General features: G+C 44.2%; 20 protein-coding genes. 12 read left to right on the top strand and 8 right to left on the bottom strand.

What is annotated here, in order from left to right; translation table 11 throughout:
• Positions 1-478 precede the first annotated feature (478 nt).
• Positions 479-1,051 carry a nitrite reductase gene (locus BCU12_RS00910; protein WP_241909713.1) on the bottom strand — a complete coding sequence of 191 codons (573 nt, stop codon included), beginning with the start codon at positions 1,049-1,051 and terminating at the stop codon, positions 479-481.
• Positions 1,052-1,196: 145 nt separating this feature from the next.
• Here BCU12_RS00910 and BCU12_RS00905 point away from each other — a divergent pair, with 145 nt between their 5' ends.
• A complete protein-coding gene (locus BCU12_RS00905; protein WP_102402530.1) occupies positions 1,197-1,538 on the top strand; it encodes a DUF2956 domain-containing protein in 342 nt (113 codons plus the stop codon).
• A gap of 8 nt (positions 1,539-1,546) precedes the next feature.
• Complete coding sequence (locus BCU12_RS00900; RefSeq protein WP_102402529.1) at positions 1,547-1,903, top strand: DUF4156 domain-containing protein; 357 nt, start codon at positions 1,547-1,549, stop codon at positions 1,901-1,903.
• A 60-nt stretch (positions 1,904-1,963) separates the two neighbouring features.
• On the opposite strand, the gene BCU12_RS00895 is transcribed toward BCU12_RS00900, so the two are convergent.
• Positions 1,964-2,251: a helix-turn-helix domain-containing protein gene (locus tag BCU12_RS00895; protein ID WP_102402528.1), complete on the bottom strand. Its 288-nt coding sequence runs from the start codon at positions 2,249-2,251 to the stop codon at positions 1,964-1,966.
• 201 nt (positions 2,252-2,452) lie between these two features.
• On the opposite strand from BCU12_RS00895, the gene BCU12_RS00890 reads away from it, so the two are divergent.
• Genes BCU12_RS00890 through BCU12_RS23675 form a run of 4 tightly spaced genes read left to right on the top strand, consistent with a single transcriptional unit; the run spans position 2,453 to position 4,938 of the window.
• Positions 2,453-2,800, top strand: coding sequence for an ArsC family reductase (locus tag BCU12_RS00890; protein WP_102402527.1), 348 nt, complete (start codon positions 2,453-2,455; stop codon positions 2,798-2,800).
• A gap of 20 nt (positions 2,801-2,820) precedes the next feature.
• Positions 2,821-3,957 carry a succinyl-diaminopimelate desuccinylase gene (gene dapE, locus BCU12_RS00885; protein ID WP_102402526.1) on the top strand — a complete coding sequence of 379 codons (1,137 nt, stop codon included), beginning with the start codon at positions 2,821-2,823 and terminating at the stop codon, positions 3,955-3,957.
• A gap of 16 nt (positions 3,958-3,973) precedes the next feature.
• Positions 3,974-4,657: a M15 family metallopeptidase gene (locus tag BCU12_RS00880; protein ID WP_102402532.1), complete on the top strand. Its 684-nt coding sequence runs from the start codon at positions 3,974-3,976 to the stop codon at positions 4,655-4,657.
• Complete coding sequence (locus BCU12_RS23675; protein WP_102402525.1) at positions 4,657-4,938, top strand: DUF2897 family protein; 282 nt, start codon at positions 4,657-4,659, stop codon at positions 4,936-4,938. The genes BCU12_RS00880 and BCU12_RS23675 overlap by 1 nt, the downstream gene beginning before the upstream one ends.
• Before the next feature lie 66 nt (positions 4,939-5,004).
• Here the strand turns inward: BCU12_RS23675 and bamC are convergent, their stop codons facing one another.
• Both bamC and dapA read right to left on the bottom strand, forming a co-directional pair.
• The gene (gene bamC, locus BCU12_RS00870) at positions 5,005-6,024 is read right to left on the bottom strand and encodes an outer membrane protein assembly factor BamC (RefSeq protein WP_102402524.1); all 1,020 of its coding nucleotides are present in this window, start codon (positions 6,022-6,024) and stop codon (positions 5,005-5,007) included.
• 51 nt (positions 6,025-6,075) lie between these two features.
• On the bottom strand, positions 6,076-6,954 hold the full coding sequence (gene dapA / locus BCU12_RS00865; RefSeq protein WP_102402523.1) for a 4-hydroxy-tetrahydrodipicolinate synthase: 879 nt from the start codon (positions 6,952-6,954) through the stop codon (positions 6,076-6,078).
• A 297-nt stretch (positions 6,955-7,251) separates the two neighbouring features.
• Here dapA and BCU12_RS00860 point away from each other — a divergent pair, with 297 nt between their 5' ends.
• The gene (locus tag BCU12_RS00860) at positions 7,252-7,794 is read left to right on the top strand and encodes a glycine cleavage system protein R (protein WP_102402522.1); all 543 of its coding nucleotides are present in this window, start codon (positions 7,252-7,254) and stop codon (positions 7,792-7,794) included.
• Positions 7,795-7,806: 12 nt separating this feature from the next.
• Positions 7,807-8,280 (top strand): thioredoxin-dependent thiol peroxidase, encoded by a 474-nt coding sequence (gene bcp / locus BCU12_RS00855; RefSeq protein ID WP_102402521.1) that lies wholly within the window; start codon positions 7,807-7,809, stop codon positions 8,278-8,280.
• Between the two features lie 118 nt (positions 8,281-8,398).
• On the opposite strand, the gene BCU12_RS00850 is transcribed toward bcp, so the two are convergent.
• The 3 genes from BCU12_RS00850 to BCU12_RS00840 all read right to left on the bottom strand — a co-directional run bounded on the left by BCU12_RS00850 (position 8,399) and on the right by BCU12_RS00840 (position 11,842).
• Positions 8,399-10,270: a methyl-accepting chemotaxis protein gene (locus tag BCU12_RS00850; protein ID WP_102402520.1), complete on the bottom strand. Its 1,872-nt coding sequence runs from the start codon at positions 10,268-10,270 to the stop codon at positions 8,399-8,401.
• Positions 10,271-10,533: 263 nt separating this feature from the next.
• Positions 10,534-11,607, bottom strand: a complete 1,074-nt coding sequence (locus BCU12_RS00845) for an AI-2E family transporter (protein WP_102402519.1) — start codon at positions 11,605-11,607, stop codon at positions 10,534-10,536.
• Positions 11,608-11,626: 19 nt separating this feature from the next.
• Positions 11,627-11,842 (bottom strand): sulfurtransferase TusA family protein, encoded by a 216-nt coding sequence (locus BCU12_RS00840; RefSeq protein WP_102402518.1) that lies wholly within the window; start codon positions 11,840-11,842, stop codon positions 11,627-11,629.
• 244 nt (positions 11,843-12,086) lie between these two features.
• Here BCU12_RS00840 and BCU12_RS00835 point away from each other — a divergent pair, with 244 nt between their 5' ends.
• From BCU12_RS00835 to BCU12_RS00825, 3 genes are all read left to right on the top strand, one after another.
• Positions 12,087-13,541 carry a M48 family metallopeptidase gene (locus tag BCU12_RS00835; protein ID WP_102402531.1) on the top strand — a complete coding sequence of 485 codons (1,455 nt, stop codon included), beginning with the start codon at positions 12,087-12,089 and terminating at the stop codon, positions 13,539-13,541.
• 25 nt (positions 13,542-13,566) lie between these two features.
• Positions 13,567-13,911, top strand: coding sequence for an arsenate reductase (glutaredoxin) (gene arsC / locus BCU12_RS00830; RefSeq protein WP_102402517.1), 345 nt, complete (start codon positions 13,567-13,569; stop codon positions 13,909-13,911).
• 68 nt (positions 13,912-13,979) lie between these two features.
• Positions 13,980-14,408, top strand: a complete 429-nt coding sequence (locus BCU12_RS00825) for a DUF2069 domain-containing protein (RefSeq protein WP_102402516.1) — start codon at positions 13,980-13,982, stop codon at positions 14,406-14,408.
• 119 nt (positions 14,409-14,527) lie between these two features.
• Here BCU12_RS00825 and BCU12_RS00820 read toward each other — a convergent pair whose 3' ends face one another.
• Positions 14,528-15,775, bottom strand: coding sequence for a DUF2066 domain-containing protein (locus BCU12_RS00820; RefSeq protein WP_102402515.1), 1,248 nt, complete (start codon positions 15,773-15,775; stop codon positions 14,528-14,530).
• 237 nt (positions 15,776-16,012) lie between these two features.
• On the opposite strand from BCU12_RS00820, the gene BCU12_RS00815 reads away from it, so the two are divergent.
• A partial coding sequence (locus BCU12_RS00815; protein WP_102402514.1) for a solute carrier family 23 protein occupies positions 16,013-16,857 on the top strand: 845 nt, incomplete at its 3' end.

The raw sequence follows: 16,857 nt of genomic DNA, 5'->3' as shown, positions 1-16,857 counted from the left end.
AAATAATCCAAGCACCGATAACTAATTCCGCTTAACTTAACTCTTCATTTAAATTAGATCTCGTCCTACTAAAACGATCAACAAAGTTATTTTTTGGTTAATTAAAGTTGGCAATTTCTCGTAAAAGGTAATGGCACCAAAGAATCCTTATCACTTGGCTGCATCAATTATTTCGCAACTGAATACATCACAAACGGAGACAATTCGATACTCAACCGTCTCCAAGATATTCGCGACGTGCTAGACCTTTGTATCCCAAAAGCCTTCGGCGCAGCACCGAATTTAGGTTATAAGGTATTGAGAGAATTCATGCGGGACTTGTATCAACCGAATGCCAAGATGGTTAAGGACTCTAAAATTCATCCGTCACTAAAAAGAAACCTGTTCTGGAAAGGGGCAGCCATATTTCCCCCCTTGTGACCCTGAGAGGAACTTTTCCTTTTGATCGACAGCTAAAAGAGTGCTCGGCTAGATGACATCAGTTGATATTCAACCTCGATTTGGCGTAATTAATCGAACCAATAATCGAAACTCGGTCGAGATCTGTCTTTTGAGAATCCAGTAGGCGCACCCAGGTGTCGATAGCTTGCTGATAACGGAAACTTAAAAGATGGTCATTGGCTATGAGGGTCAGCGCAGTGGTGTTGGTTGTATCCTGCTGCAAGGCCGCAGTCAGAAGCAATTCAACCTCTTCGTTAATCCGTTGAGATCGTAAATAATATAAAGCACTTGCTTTGGCTGCTAATTGATTGGCCGACGGGGTAACAGACAGGCGAATGGAATAATCGAAACTGGTTAACGCAGACTTGAAGTCATTGTTAAGTAAATAACTATGCCCAAGCTGAAACCACAACTCTTGTTGATTTGGATCGTCGGTCAGCTTTGCCTGAATATCTTCCATGTACTCTGAATGAGTCAGAGTGTCGATAACCTTCTCCGCTTCTTTAGGTACAGGTTCATGCAAGAAATGAAACAGAGGAAGTGTCGTCAAAGAGACTAAAACCATAAATAGGCTAGCTTTGCGCTTGCGTATTTTTGATTTCTGGCTCATAACGATCACTATCGAGAGACTTAAAAGTATCAAAGTTACCAAGACGATACTCTCCATAATGTTCCTCTACTTTCACTTTCTGACGTCAAAATTTGAGTATATCGTGATACCCTATTCACAACCTTGATCAACTAGCCCATATTCAATGAAAAATACAACGACGCCCTCAGAAGAGACCCAGCAACAGGCGATGAAGATAGCGAAAGCGACTCAAAAGCAAGGCCAAAACAAAGAGCAAACCAAACTCATTGCTCAAGGCATCGAAAAAGGTATCGCTCTCTATAAAAAGCAACAAAAAGAACGAAATCGACAAGCGGATAAAGTAAGAAAGAAAGCTCAAAAACAGAAAGAGAGTGTTCAATCCGCTAATGAGACTCAGGCAGACAGCCCGCCACCAGTGGAAAAAACAACGAAAGGTTCTATGCTACCTTGGATGCTGCTCATCGTCAGTTGGGCGGGTTTCATCACTTACATCACTCAGCAATAGGCATATCGATGAGATGCAACATCACATTCATTCCGAAGTCAGTCACTTTAGCGCTGTCTCTCCTTATTCTATCGGGTTGTTCTAATCCTAAGGCAATACCTGATGCGGGGAGCCAAGACATAACCGTGAGAATAGACTCCAGTTTTAACGCTGATGAGTGCCACGCTTTAGGAGAGATTACAGGCAGTGAAGGGCATTGGTATGACTATCTATTTTATGGCAACGATACTCTTATTAGAGGCGCCATTATCGACGCCAAAAACCAAGGGTTGGCTCTGAATGCCGATACCGTTTATCTAACAAGCCCACAGGATTTTGCGACGTCATTTACGGTTTTAGGCGTGGCTTATCAGTGTAAGCAATAAACCACACTCAATGCGTTGCGGACATAAAAAAGCCAGCAGACGCTGGCTTAGCTTGAAACCCTATGCTTGAAAACCCAGGCTTTCAGCGATATCACGCTGTCGGGCTAATACCCATTGGCTGTCGAATGGTCCCCAATCAGAAAGTTGGTAATAGCCATCATTGTGGCGACGACCATCCTGCACAAACATCAGCTCGATACCTATGCCTGGCAACGCTTTAAGGACATCTTGAATAGTACGACGGGGCCAACCCGTTTGTTCGATAAGTTTCGGTACATTTGGTCTTTCTAGACTCTCAACTAATAGAGCCAAATACAAACGCCTTGCAAAAACAGGACTCAATTCCATTGATTACATCTCCTAGTGGTTCTTATCTATTATTTGCTTTTTTTCAAGATAAACACGTGCGTTTGATCAACTTATTTTTAATCGAAACAAATTGATACGCATTTTTTTTACCACGTAAAATATTAATAAGCCCTTTTTGTGTCCTAGCTCACTTCCTGTTAGGATTTCTACATCGAATAATTTACTGATATTGAAACCAATATGACCGTAACTATGTATGGTATTCCTAACTGCGATACCATAAAAAAAGCAAAAAAATGGCTTGAAGCCAACGATGTGAATTACGTATTCCATGACTATAGAAAACAAGGTGTTGATAGCGAACTCGTGACTCAATTCGTTCAGAGTTTGGATTGGGAGCAAGTCGTAAACAAACGCGGCACAACCTACCGTCAACTCCCTCAAGAACAAAAAGACACGCTCAATGTAGAATCTGCAATAGCATTACTTGTGGAACAGCCAGCGATGATAAAGCGACCAATCTTAGCGGTAAATGATGAGCTACATCTTGGTTTTAAGGCCGAACAATACCAATCAATCTTTAAATAAATATGAACAGGACTACACGGATGACAGATAGCCCAACTCTGGCGCTCGCTAAAGACTTAATGAGTCGTCAATCAGTGACACCAGAAGATGCCGGATGCCAACAGGTGATGATCAAACGCTTAGAAGCGTTAGGATTTGAAATCGAAGTAATGGTGTTTGAAGACACAACAAACTTTTGGGCTCGTAGAGGGACAACAGCGCCACTATTCACTTTTGCCGGCCACACCGATGTGGTACCAGCTGGCCCTTTAGAACAATGGCATACACCTCCTTTTGAACCGACTATCATCGACGGCTATTTACACGGTCGTGGTGCCGCTGACATGAAAGGCTCACTTGCTTCAATGGTAGTCGCGGTAGAACAATTTGTTGCCAACAATCCAAACCACAAAGGTTCTATCGCTTTCTTGATCACTTCCGATGAAGAAGGCCCGTTCATTAACGGTACAACACGAGTGGTTGATACCTTAATGGAACGAAATGAAATCATCGATATGTGTATCGTGGCGGAGCCGTCAAGTACTCACGCTATTGGTGATGTTGTTAAAAACGGCCGACGCGGATCAATCACTGGTGATTTAAGAGTCAACGGTACACAGGGTCACGTCGCTTACCCTCACCTAGCGAATAACCCCGTTCATCAGTCACTGTCTGCTTTAGCAGAACTTGCTGCGACAAAGTGGGACAACGGTAATGAATTCTTCCCACCAACCAGCTTTCAAATTCCAAACCTTCACTCAGGCACGGGGGCATCGAATGTTATCCCTGGTGAGTTTGACGTTCAGTTTAACTTCCGTTTCAGTACCGAATTGACAGACACTGAAATTAAACAACGCGTACACTCTATTCTGGATGCGCATGGACTCGATTACGATCTTAAGTGGACACTGAGCGGCCAACCTTTCTTGACAGGGGAAGGCGAACTTCTTGAAGCCGTGGTTAAAGCGGTAGAAAGCGTTAACCATAAAGCGCCGGAATTGCTGACCACAGGTGGAACGTCTGACGGACGATTTATCGCTCGTATGGGAAGCCAAGTGGTTGAACTTGGGCCTGTTAATGCGACCATCCATAAAGTGAATGAGTGCGTCAGCATCGCAGATCTAGAAAAGTTAACCGATATGTTTGAAAAAACATTAGAAAACTTATTAGGCAAATGATGGATTTAGGTGAATGATGGATTCTGAGCAACTAACCGGAAAAAAAGAGACTCACCTAATCAAAACAACGATTGGTACGAAAGAGTTTCTAGTACACCATGAGGTTGTTCAGGACCTTATCGCGCTTAAAATAGCCGCTGACGATGCCGGGTTTAATCTTTGTATCGCAAGTGGCTTTCGTCACTTCAATCGACAAGCCGCGATTTGGAACAGCAAGATGCTGGGTGAACGAGACATACTCGACAGCAACAACGAGCCGGTTGACCCACTCACTCTAGACGAAACACAGAAAGTAAACGCCATTCTGCGCTGGTCAGCACTACCCGGTGCAAGTCGTCATCATTGGGGTACCGATTTCGATATTTATGATTCGCTTGCGATTCCTGAAGACACAGTGCTAAAACTGGAGCCATGGGAATATTTCGATGGTCATCAACACGCTTTTTACCAATGGCTGGCGGCTAACCTTTCACGATTTGGCTTCTACTATCCGTATCAACAAGATAGGGGCGGTGTTGACATTGAGCCTTGGCACATAAGCCACATTAGAGTTGGAAACGCATGTATGTCCGCTCTGTCTATTGAGTTATTGCGCTCAGAGCTACTTCGAAACTCAATTCAAGGGCGGGATACTGTCCTGGATTCACTTGAAGCGATCTACACTCAATATATCACTAACGTAAATTCAGCGGAGAAGTAATGGATATTCTCACCAACCCTTGGATTATCTCTTTTCTAGCCATGGGGTTCATGGTCAGTAACATTATGGCTCTGAAATACGTCGCGAAGTTAAAAATAGGCCAAATGAAGAAGACGCCTAAAAAACCAGCAAGTGAAGAACAAGAACCAGAAAAAATAGAAAAAGAACAAATAGAAGAAACCGTTGATGGAATAGAATCCGAAAGTGCCGACCACTCTAATAAGGATTCAGATCATAACGTCGCAGACCAAAACATCGCAGAAAAAGTGGAACCTAAATAATCATTAACAGCAAAATTCAGATACAAAAAAAGAGCGCCTTAGCGCTCTTTTTTATTAGGTTTTGAATTACTGTTTTTCTACCATCGCGGCAATCACAGGCGCCATATCCATCAACAGCTGCTCTTCAACAGGCTTACCCGCTGAATCAGTCACGTTAATTGATGTACGGTTACCTAAATCACCAAATAGGAAAGTATACGTTCCACCTTTCAATTCTACTGGCTTAACGCCAATGTCTTCCCAGAAATCATCATCTGGAGCAGCATACTTCGCTTTGATATTACCCTGAGATTGATTTCGGCCTTCAATCGTAAAGCCCATTTCAGGTAATAACGTTGGCAGACGCTGCCACATAACATTATATGGTGTACGAGCAATAATCACAGGTAGCCCGCTGCGGTCGGTCCCCATAGTGATTGGGATTTGCTTAACCAACTCTTCTGCTTTTCGCGCGGCTTCTTCTCGCAGTTCAAGGTCATAACGAGCCATAACAAGATTGGTTAGCAATACGTTATAGCGCTCTTTATTCGTAGCAGAAACAGGTTCAATGGTATTATCTTCACGCCACTCAATCAACGCGACTTTAAATCCGTAACGGTTATTTGATTCAACATGTGTAAACTCAGTTCGAGAGCCAAGTACCGTATCTTCATCTTCAGATTCCCACGTTGTCCAATCCGTTTCTACACGTTTTTCAGTCTGCTCTCGAAGCTTGATATTTTGTTCTTCAAGCATGATCAACGCTGTTTCCCAGACCTTGTCAGCTTCTTCTTTCTTAAGTAGCCACAGAGTAACATCACTGTTTGTGCTCTCTACTCGAGCACCAGGAACCAACTCTAAGATCTGCTGTGGTGGACGAATATCGACAGCCTGCCCAAGTTCACCATTGAAATCGCCTTTTGGAATTTCATAGTCGTCATAAAAGTTAGGCTCTGCGCCTTCTAGAAACTTCCACTCTGTAAATTCAGGGGTGTCCATGTACTCAAAATCATCTTTTGCCTGACGACGAGAAGATGGATCGCTTGAACATGCGCTTAAAACTAAAACAGCTAGTGATGTCATAACTAGCTGGCGAGAAAACTTCATTGAAACTCCTAAAAAGCCAAGGTTACGTACCTTGGCTATCTTTTCAATTAATTAGTAAATACCTGAATCAGTCATTGCTTGACTAACTGTTGGCTGTAGTGATTCAGATAATACTGTCAAAGGCAGTCTAAGGTTGCCCTCAGCGATAAGCCCCATTTTATGAGCGGCCCATTTTACTGGAATAGGGCTAGACTCTACAAACAGATCTTTGTGTAATGGCATCAAACGATTGTTGATCACCTCGGCTTCTTCCCATTTACCTTCAGCTGCAAGTCTGAACATTTTTGACATATCTGCTGCTGCAATATTATTGGTAACAGAAATTACACCATGGCCACCTAATCGAACGAAATCTAGACCTGTACTATCATCACCACTGAGTAAGATAAAATCTTCACCACAAAGTTCACGATGAATTTTAACTCTGTCTAAATCACCTGTCGCATCTTTCAATGCAACGATGTTGTCGATTTTAGACAATCGAGCAACAGTCTCTGGTAACAGGTCTACAGCAGTACGGCCTGGTACGTTATATAGGATTTGCGGTACGTCACTGACTTCAGCAATCGCTTTGTAGTGCTGATACAAACCTTCTTGAGTTGGCTTGTTGTAGTAAGGCGTCACGCTAAGACAACCTGAAATACCCGAATTATTAAGTAAACGACTGAAGGTCACAGATTCGTGCGTCGCATTTGCGCCTGTACCCGCAATGATTTGAATACGACCATCGGCAAATTCCACGGCCTTCTTCACTACCTTAACATGCTCTTCTACAGTTAGCGTTGCAGACTCGCCAGTTGTACCTACAGCGACGAGGCCATCAGAGCCAGCGTCCACATGGAAATCAACCAACTTTTTCAGGCTTATGTAATCGACCTCACCATTGGAATTAAACGGCGTAATTAATGCAACAATACTTCCTGAAAACATGTCTTTCTCCATAAATTGATACTTTCTGCATGGTACTGTAAGCCCATTACTTAATACAAGGGCTCAAGCGCTGTTATACCACCTGTTAGAATGAATATTTATCACATGTTTGACCTTCGGCATAGTTATTCGCTGATATTCTTGGCAAATAATGACACAAGGCGTTTTGTCCCCTCAATCAAGCCTCATGATTAGTGTAATTCCTACGCAGTTCTCTCGTAAAAACCACCCGACTAGACCAGCATATCCAATCATCTGTGCTAACATACGGCTATAGCCCTTTTTTAACGTGATATCATGACTCAACATCTAGTGATCACCGCCGTTGGTTCCGACCGACCAGGCGTCTCTAATCAAGTAGTTCATCTTGTAACGCAGTCTGGATGCAATATCATCGATAGCCGAATAGCGTTGTTTGGTAATGAATTTACCTTAATTATGCTTATCTCTGGCAATGCCAACTGCATCACTCGAGTAGAAACAACTCTTCCCCTTCTGGGCCAAGAGCACGACCTGATCACTATGATGAAACGCACGTCTACCCACTCTGTTTTTGACCATGCTTATACCCTTGAAGTCTTTATTGAATCCGATGACAGAATGGGATTAACCGAAGAGTTTACTCAGTTTTTTGCTGACCGTAACATTGGCCTCGCCTCATTCAGTGCCAAGACGATCAGCAAATCTGAAGCGGAGAGTGAAAGTGATCAATTCCATATCGCGCTTACCGCAGCGGTCGACTCTCAATGTAATTTGATGCAGCTTCAAGAAGAGTTCACTCTATTTTGTCAGTCGCTCTCTGTTCAGGGCTCACTCAATTTTGTAAAAAACAGCCAATAGAAAGGAAACTCGATGAACACTTTGACTGCTGGCACGCCAGCGCCAAACTTCTCTCTTTTAGATCAAGACGGCAACACAGTAACACTTGGTGATTTTAGCGGTAAGAAAGTGCTTTTCTACTTCTACCCAAAAGCGATGACGCCAGGTTGTACTGTCCAAGCACAAGGGCTTAGAGATATTAAAGCAGAATTGGATGCACACAATGTTGTCGTGCTAGGGGTCAGTATCGATGCGGTTAAGCGCCTTGGCAAATTCATTGAACGTGACAGTTTAAACTTTACTCTGTTGTCTGATGAAGACCACGCAGCGGCGGATCAGTTCGGTGTCTGGGGCGAAAAAAAGTTCATGGGCAAAGTGTACGATGGACTTCACCGCATCAGTTTCTTGATCAATGAAGAAGGCATTATTGAACATGTTTTCAATAAATTTAAGACTAAGACTCACCATGAAGTCGTTCTTGATTACCTAAACGAGAAAACAGCTTAATTTCATTTCTCTTTAAATCGCGGTTGTAAGCTCAGCAACACGGTGAAAACAAAAATGCCAGCTCAATAAGAGCTGGCATTTTACTTTCAGAGTACCTCTACCCCATCAGGTTCACGGTTTAAACAATGAACTTATTAAGTAACGCATCTTGCTGATGGATATTCTCTTTCTGAGTCTGCATGGCGGTGCTTGTGTTTTCCGCAGAATCAGCCACTTGGGTCGATAAGTCTTTAATCTTAACCGTGTTGTTGTTGATTTCTTCCGCAACCAAACTCTGCTCCTCAGCCGCAGAGGCGATTTGTAGATTCATGTCTGATATATGCTGAATCGCATCTCGAATACTTTCAAGAGAAGAGTTTGCCGCTTGCGCTTTATCAACGGCATCAACAGCGGTTGTTTTACTTTCGTTCATGGCCGCTGAAACAGAACTTGCACCAGCTTGGAGCTGCTCAATCATGCTACGAATTTCCGTCGTCGATTCTTGTGTTCGTTGTGCTAGCGTACGAACTTCATCAGCTACAACGGCAAACCCTCGACCAGACTCACCGGCACGAGCCGCCTCAATCGCTGCATTAAGTGCCAATAGGTTAGTTTGATCGGCAATATCGTTGATAACCTTCAAAATGGTTTCAATGTTAGCCGTTGCAGACTCTAGCCCTTTCACCTCTTCCACCGCTTGATCGATACGTGCAGATAAGTTGTCGATGGACATCGTCGTTTCGCTCACCACTTTAGAGCCCACTTCTGTCGCTTCGTCGGCTTGCTGCGCTGCCCCTGCTGCTCCTTGTGCGTTATTGGCCACCTCTGTCGCCGTAACCGCCATTTCGTTCATAGCGGTTGCTAACTGCTCAAGCTCTTGTAATTGGCTACGCATAGCATCTGCAGACTCATGTGCTCCATGCACAATCATCTCAGTACCACTCATTATGTCGCTACCAATCCCTTTAGATTGAATAATTTGGTTTTGCAACGTCTCTGTAAACTGATTGAACCCTTTGGCAAGTTCAGCAAATTCTGGGTCTGTGTTGGTATCTAAGCGCTTCGTTAGATCACCCTGACCTGATGCGACATCTTGAATCGCAGCATTCAATACACCCAATGGACGCAGAAGAACTTTGATCAGCATACTCAAGCCAATGATACTGAGAATGACCCCGATTAAGCCATATATAACGGCACTGTTTCTCAAGGTATCAATAGCGCCAAAAGCGATGGATTCATCGACAATCGCTCCGACATACCAGTTCTCAGCAGGAACCTTAACAAACTGAACCAAGAATGATGTGCCATCTATCTCTACCTTTTGCGTGCCCTCTTTGATGGTAATGCCGGGCATGTAGCTTGCGAACTTTTCGCCATTATTAGCAGATGTAGGGTGAGCGATGGTCGTTCCATCTGCAGTAACGATAAACAGATAACCCGCGTCGAGAAGGTTGACACTGTTAACGAGATCCGCAAGGCCTGTTAATTCCAAGTCGTAGAACATTCCGGCGGTAAATCTACCATTCTCTTTAACGGGTGTGCCGATCGAGATGATGACGTTATTAGAAGAGGCATCGACATAAGGAGCGGTCACCACTAATTGACCTTTAGACTTGGCATCAATATACCAAGGACGAACTCGAGGGTCGTAATCAGGCCCTGCGTCCCATCCATCATCATTTTCAATGACAAATCCATTCGACTCGTAACCAAAACCAACCGCTAGGAAACTTGATTTTAGCTTAGGGTTTTCTAGAACTGCTTTTACATAATCCTGATCTTGAGGGTTGATCTCTATAACTTCTGTTGAAGATTGAGCTAAGGCTTTCTTGCTTTCCATTTCTGACGAAACGGTATTTTTAACCCCGGAAACCATTTCATTTAAGCTGCTATAGACTAAATCTTCGACCTCAGCTTTCACAGTCGACAGTTGTTGAATGGATAACAATAGAACAGTAACAAGCAGCAACCCAGACGATGCTGCCACAATTTTATAACTAAACTTCATAATTTTCCTCGACTAAAATAGTATCCATTTCACATACAGAACGACATACTGCATAAGAATTGTGCCATATGTTACAAACTATGTCGTCAAATTTCCCGAAAACTTAATTATATTTATGTAATTAATAACAATTAATTTTGTTAGCGATACGTCAAAGTATAGGTGCAAAAGATAAAAAAAAGCTCTACCAATTAGAAATCGATAGAGCTTAGTTAATAGTTTCAAAGCCTTAGAACATCAACAATTTTAGTGTGGTTGCCTTTTTAGGGCGATTCTACCAACTCTTCGTCTTCATGACTTGGCAGTGCATTAATCACGGCTTTTACTAAGGTGGCCAGCGGGATGGCGAAAAACACCCCCCAAAAACCCCAAAGCCCGCCGAAAACAAGAACCGCAACAATAATGGCAACAGGGTGCAAATTCACCGCTTCAGAGAACAACACGGGCACAAGTACATTCCCATCTAGCATCTGAATGATGCCGTACGCAAAGAGAAGCCAGTAAAAAGGTGGCGTTAAGCCCCACTGGAAAAGGCCTACAATCGCAACGGGAACTGTAACAGCGGCCGCACCTATATAGGGAATGAGTACAGAGAAACCGACGGCAACGGCAAGCAATACTGCGTAGCGAAGATCCAATAGAGCAAATGTAATGTAGCTCGAACCACCAACGATTAGAATTTCGAGTACCTTGCCACGAATATAGTTCGAGATTTGCTGGTTCATCTCGACCCATACTTTATCGGCTAGGCGTCGATTTCGTGGAAGCAAGCCACTGGCCATCGTGATCATTTCACCCTTGTCTTTCAACAAGAAGAACACCAACAGAGGAACCAGTATTAGATATACGGCCAACGTCGCTAAACTCACCAATGACGCGAGCGAGCCTTTCACAACACTTTCACCCATGACAATCACCTGATTTTTCATGTTATCCATGAGTGACTCAACCAGCTGAACATTCACAAACTCAGGGTATTTCTCCGGGAGAATAGAGATAAACTCTTGCAAGCCGATGTACATACTAGGGATATCATTGATTAGGTTTCCAACCTGTTGCCAGATCGTCGGAACTAAGCCAAAAACGGCCAACAACATCACACCGGTAAATGTGAGAATCACCAATATGACCGCGAGCGTTCGAGGAATGCCCAGCCTTGTAATTTTAGTGACGGGCCATTCAAGTAAGTAGGCAAGGACAATGGCGACCAATAATGGGGCAATGAGGTAGCCAAAGAAGTAAATGGTGATAAATCCAAACAATAAGATCGCGACTAAACTTACTGCATGAGGATCAGAAAAACGTCGTTTATACCAACGACTAACCATATCTAACATTAATCAGCGTTCCCTTTTTTTAGATAACCACTTTAAGGCTAAAGTAGTCGTTTATTTGATTGCTCGTTACGCAGTGATTTTGTGTCAGCAGGTAACGTTCGATATCTCGCTGAGAGCTGGTATCCGAAACATAGATTTCAGCTTCCTGCCCTTTTGAAAACAGAGCGATGTATCGCTTTGCTAGCAGCAATGCCATAGGGCATCTTTCGCAACGTAAATCGAGGAGATGTTCCACATTTTGGTCCGATACAGATCAATATCGCTCTATTGTATAGGGTTTTGAACGGCAAACAAAATCAAGTTCATGTTTCACCGCTCAGCCCTTGTATTTACAAGGCTAACAACGTTAAAGTAACGCCTGACGGTTTACCTGCTTCACTTATCATCCCATTGTTATCATTCAGAGAATGGATAAGTTGAAACCAATTGGGTTACTTATTGTCAATAACAACAATGAATATGGAGTATTGTTGATTAATATGTTTAAACGCACCCGCTCGTTGATCTGCCTTTGTGTCGCTACTGCTATAGCCAGCCCATCTGTCTCTATTGCCAATAATATAGAATTACCAGACATTGGCACCGCGGCAAGTGGTACTCTCACGATAGACCAAGAGATCATCTATGGTGACGCGTATATGCGGATACTTAGAAACAGCCAGCCAATCATCAATGATCCTGTATTAAATGAGTACATTGATACGCTAGGACACCGTCTCGTCGCGAACGCAAACGACGTTAAAACCCCATTTACCTTCTTCATGATTCGCGATAGAAACATCAACGCATTCGCGTTTTTTGGTGGATACGTTGCTCTTCACTCCGGCTTGTTTCTTCACGCTCAATCAGAAAGTGAACTCGCTTCCGTTGTTGCCCACGAGATTGCTCACGTAACGCAGCGCCACTTAGCAAGAAGAATGGAAGAGCAAGCAAGACGTTCGCCGGCAACCATGGCCGCCCTAGCCGCCTCACTTCTCATTGCCATAGCGGCACCAGAAGCGGGCATCGCAGCGATTACAGCGGCGACAGCAGGTAACATTCAAAGCCAAATAAACTACACTCGTAGCAACGAAAAAGAAGCGGACCGATTTGGCATTAATACCCTTGCAAAAGCAGGCTTTGACGTGAAAGCGATGCCTCGCTTCTTTGGCCGTTTGGCCGATGAATATCGCTATGCGAGTAAGCCGCCACCAATGCTTCTGACTCACCCTCTTCCAGAAGACCGAATTACCGACAGTCGCGAACGTGCGCGCAGCTATCCACCAATGAGAGTGATGCCATCACTGGATTATCAACTTTCTCGCGCTCGCATTGTTGCTCGCTATGCCAATATTAAGAGCAGTGCATCAAAAGATTGGTTACAAAGAGCAGAAAAGCGTGCAGGCAAAGATGAAGCACCTGCCTACCGCTACGGCCTCGCTCTTGTTTACCTCGATAATAACGAATTAGAGAAAGCAGAACCGATACTCGAAGAACTCATTAAGCTCGACCCGTACAACAACTTCTATCTTGATGCATTATCTGACTTCTATATCGCTAAAAAAACACCAGAGAAAGCGAAGACCATGTTAGAACGCGCGCTGAAGGCAAAACCGAACAACGCCGTGCTGACCATCAACTATGCCAATGTTTTGCTCAAACTCGAAGAGCGCGATGAAGCCATTCGAGTGTTACAACGCTACACACACGACAACCCTAACGATACTAATGGTTGGCACTTGCTTTCCGATGCACACATTGCCCTTGGCAACAGTGCTGAAGATTTAGCGGCACGCGCTGAAATTCTCGCGCTGCGCGCGGATTGGAATAAAGCCATTCAGTTTTATACACAAGCAGGTCAACTCGCCGAACTAGGCAGTTTGAAACAAGCAAGGTACGATGCTCGAATCGATCAGCTTATGATTCAACGCGAACGTTTCTTGTCATTACAATAACTAAATAAATCAGGAAGATAACTCTATGTCAGTCACTCTCTATCACAACCCAAGATGCTCAAAAAGCCGTCAGACATTAGCTCTACTCGAAGAGAACAACGTGTCGCCTAACATCGTTAAATATTTAGAAACGCCACCAACCATTGATACGCTTAAAGAGATTTACGCTCAATTGGGCTTGGACAGCGTTCGCGATATGATGCGCGTTAAAGAAGACGTTTACAAAACGTTAGAGTTATCGAATGCAAGCGATGAAGCGTTATTTGCAGCCATGGCAAGTCACCCTAAACTCATTGAACGCCCAATATTCATCAATAATGGAAAGGCTAAGTTAGGACGCCCACCAGAGCAGGTTCTTGAAATCTTATAGCGATTTCCATTGTATTGAATAAATATCTCCAACACTGTTTAGAAAGGAAATAGAGGAAAGGAATACCCATGTCCGATGAGATGACCACTAGAAGTAAACAATTCCGATTGCTGGCCCTTTTTGGCAACCTTGGCCTGCTTGCTTGGGTCGTATTATGGCAATGGCAGCTGTCACCTCACCCTCATATCAATAATCTAACCCTGGCGATTGCTTGGAGCGTACCTCTACTGCTGCCGTTGCCTGGGATCCTCGCAGGTAAGCCTTATACACACGCGTGGGCAAACTTTGTTCTTATGCTCTACTTTCTGCATGGTTTTGTCATTCTGTTCATCGGTGAAGGAGAACGCATCCTTGCCGCTGTTGAGCTCTGCTTAACGAGTGTCGCTTTCGTAGGGAACATTCTCTATGCTCGCTCTAGAGGCAAAGAGCTAGGCCTTAAGCTTACGCGGTTATCAGAAGTGGAAAAACAGGAAAAGGCACGTTACGACAACTCTTAACGCCAGTGAATAACCGCTATACCCTTTAGTAACATAGCCAGGTTGAAACCAATAAAGAAGCCGCATCACTTGCGGCTTTATTGTATTTAATCAGAAGTCTAGTCGGTTAGGATAACTCATCAATGACCTAACCATTCAAACTTAAATATCGTGCCTAATTCTGCCGTTGCTTCTTCAGTCACAATGTCTAGAGACTCTGAAGGTAGAGCCTCCATTTCTGAAGATTGGACTTGCACTGAATTCGTTGCAGATGGCTCAGCGTTCATCAATGTCGGTTCTACACCACTCCGTTGCCCCACTTCAACTTTTTCAACTGGTTTCGTTGACTCTTGATATTCAATAACAGGCTCACTTTCAACCTCTTCAGGCTCGGCAATCAACTCTGGCATTCTATTCACTTGAGAAATGCGCAAGACTTCCTGTTCGAACTCTTCCATCGTGGCGAGAAGATGAACTTGGAACGTCACCGTAGATCCTTGAATTTTCTGGATGTCTAATGAGGCAACCGACGACAGCGCCTTGAGTTTTTTCTCTAGTTCGAAGAAATCTACAGCGCTATCAACCAGAGTAAACTGAGCAAGAACCGACTCCGACGATTCGCTGGCAACAACGACGGCATTTTTTTCTGCGTAGTAGTCACTAATGGCGTGAACCATATCGGCCGCAGCATTTGACCCAGAGGCACTGCCCGATTGAGGCGTTCGAGTTCTGGAGGTCATATTTTCCGGTTTTTGATCGTATAAAGTCCAACGTAGGTTATTCCCCTGCGCTCGCACAACCAGTACGGCATCACTTGGATAACGTTGACTCGCCGCACTGATCGGCTCTACAAATCCACCCCATACATCGGAAATAGAAATACCGGTAATGTCATCGAAGTCGCCCACAGGTACAGTGAGTGGAAGGCCACGTAGATTCGCAGCGTCCTTAATACGGTTAAGGGTTGGAGTCGAAGAATGCTCCCAAGAGATATTACGCTCAAAATTCGTATCTTCCACTAGCCATACCAGCAAGTTGGAACGAGATTGAGGCCAATAAGGTAATTCAGCTTGGCTTAACAGGCCACGTATATGAGGGGCGCTAAAGCTCATGCGCAGTGAAGGTTGCTCGTTAATCTTACTGTAGCTTAACTGTGACAGGTACTGAGAATGCTTACTTAGCGCTTTTCTTACTACGTCATTATTCACAGCATCTCGGTCACCTGAAGCTCGAACTATGACCTCTTGCATACCACTCTTTCGAGCGGCTGCGTCACCATCCTGTTTCTCTTGATCAATAACGATTTCTGAACGATACAGATCCACATTAGTAAGAGCATGAGCAGGGATCGACAATAAACCCACAACCAATAAAGCTAAATGACGCATACGTTTCCTAGATTATGACTTGCGAACGTAGATGATAAGCAACTATCCACGTGTGAGCAAGAAATGGACTTCAAGATAGCGTGAGAATTTGAATAATGCGTTTCTCATTCGTTCAAAACCCATCATTTACATGAATTTATTTGATCTCACCTAACGCAAACGTTTTCGTTAGTGATAAAATTGTAACGATTTTTTATCCGCCACTTCTACTGCCATTTTTGTAAATAGGAATTTACTATGATGAACGCTATTCAAGGTGCACAAATGCTTTTTGTCGCCTTCGGTGCACTTGTGCTTGTCCCCTTACTGACGGGGCTTGACCCCAACGTTGCCCTCTTTGGTGCTGGTGTTGGTACCTTAATCTTTCAAGTCATCACGCGCCGCTCTGTTCCCATTTTCCTCGCCTCTTCTTTTGCGTTCATCGCACCGATAATGTTCGGTGTTCAAACTTGGGGAATTGGCGCAACCATGGGTGGCTTAATGGCCGCGGGTGTGGTTTACATCCTGATGGGCGCTGTGATTAGAATCAAAGGCGTTGAGATTATTCATAAATTACTGCCACCCGTGGTCGTTGGCCCTGTGATCATTGTGATCGGCCTTGGGCTCGCGCCTGTAGCAGTGAATATGGCACTGGGCAAAACTGGCGATGGCAGTGTGCAACTCGTCGATGGTACCGCAGCACTTTGGATCTCAAGTGTGGCACTGTTCGTGACAATAGCCATCAGCGTTTTCGCTAAAGGTTTCCTTAAGTTGCTGCCTATCTTTGGTGGCATCGTTGCCGGCTACCTGCTCAGCCTTTATTTCGGTGTTGTCGATTTTACGCCCGTCGCTCAAGCGGCTTGGTTAGCTATGCCTAATTTCACGACGCCTGAATTTAACATCAATGCTATTTTGTTCATGATTCCAGTGGCCATTGCTCCGGCTGTGGAACACGTAGGAGACATGCTCGCTATCTCTAACGTCACCAAAAAAGACTACCTGAAAAAACCAGGGCTTCACCGTACTATTGCCGGTGACGGAGCGGCAACCATTGCTGCATCTTTAATGGGCGCGCCACCAAATACGACTTACAGTGAAGTGAC

Source organism: Vibrio sp. 10N.261.55.A7, from assembly GCF_002877365.1.
Classification (GTDB): domain Bacteria; phylum Pseudomonadota; class Gammaproteobacteria; order Enterobacterales; family Vibrionaceae; genus Vibrio.
The sequence above is the reverse complement of the archived record's forward strand: the minus strand, read 5'-3'. Positions and strand labels throughout refer to the sequence as shown.

Excerpts from the sequence above, each read along its gene's own strand:
- dapA (WP_102402523.1), bottom strand. The coding sequence starts at position 6,954 with ATGTTTTCAGGAAGTATTGTTGCATTAATTACGCCGTTTAATTCCAAT.
- arsC (WP_102402517.1), top strand. The coding sequence starts at position 13,567 with ATGTCAGTCACTCTCTATCACAACCCAAGATGCTCAAAAAGCCGTCAG.
- BCU12_RS00895 (WP_102402528.1), bottom strand. The coding sequence starts at position 2,251 with ATGGAATTGAGTCCTGTTTTTGCAAGGCGTTTGTATTTGGCTCTATTA.
- BCU12_RS00835 (WP_102402531.1), top strand. The coding sequence starts at position 12,087 with ATGTTTAAACGCACCCGCTCGTTGATCTGCCTTTGTGTCGCTACTGCT.
- BCU12_RS00820 (WP_102402515.1), bottom strand. The coding sequence starts at position 15,775 with ATGCGTCATTTAGCTTTATTGGTTGTGGGTTTATTGTCGATCCCTGCT.
- BCU12_RS23675 (WP_102402525.1), top strand. The coding sequence starts at position 4,657 with ATGGATATTCTCACCAACCCTTGGATTATCTCTTTTCTAGCCATGGGG.
- bamC (WP_102402524.1), bottom strand. The coding sequence starts at position 6,024 with ATGAAGTTTTCTCGCCAGCTAGTTATGACATCACTAGCTGTTTTAGTT.
- bcp (WP_102402521.1), top strand. The coding sequence starts at position 7,807 with ATGAACACTTTGACTGCTGGCACGCCAGCGCCAAACTTCTCTCTTTTA.
- BCU12_RS00900 (WP_102402529.1), top strand. The coding sequence starts at position 1,547 with ATGAGATGCAACATCACATTCATTCCGAAGTCAGTCACTTTAGCGCTG.
- dapE (WP_102402526.1), top strand. The coding sequence starts at position 2,821 with ATGACAGATAGCCCAACTCTGGCGCTCGCTAAAGACTTAATGAGTCGT.
- BCU12_RS00880 (WP_102402532.1), top strand. The coding sequence starts at position 3,974 with ATGGATTCTGAGCAACTAACCGGAAAAAAAGAGACTCACCTAATCAAA.
- BCU12_RS00860 (WP_102402522.1), top strand. The coding sequence starts at position 7,252 with ATGACTCAACATCTAGTGATCACCGCCGTTGGTTCCGACCGACCAGGC.
- BCU12_RS00850 (WP_102402520.1), bottom strand. The coding sequence starts at position 10,270 with ATGAAGTTTAGTTATAAAATTGTGGCAGCATCGTCTGGGTTGCTGCTT.
- BCU12_RS00845 (WP_102402519.1), bottom strand. The coding sequence starts at position 11,607 with ATGTTAGATATGGTTAGTCGTTGGTATAAACGACGTTTTTCTGATCCT.
- BCU12_RS00905 (WP_102402530.1), top strand. The coding sequence starts at position 1,197 with ATGAAAAATACAACGACGCCCTCAGAAGAGACCCAGCAACAGGCGATG.
- BCU12_RS00890 (WP_102402527.1), top strand. The coding sequence starts at position 2,453 with ATGACCGTAACTATGTATGGTATTCCTAACTGCGATACCATAAAAAAA.
- BCU12_RS00910 (WP_241909713.1), bottom strand. The coding sequence starts at position 1,051 with ATGAGCCAGAAATCAAAAATACGCAAGCGCAAAGCTAGCCTATTTATG.
- BCU12_RS00825 (WP_102402516.1), top strand. The coding sequence starts at position 13,980 with ATGTCCGATGAGATGACCACTAGAAGTAAACAATTCCGATTGCTGGCC.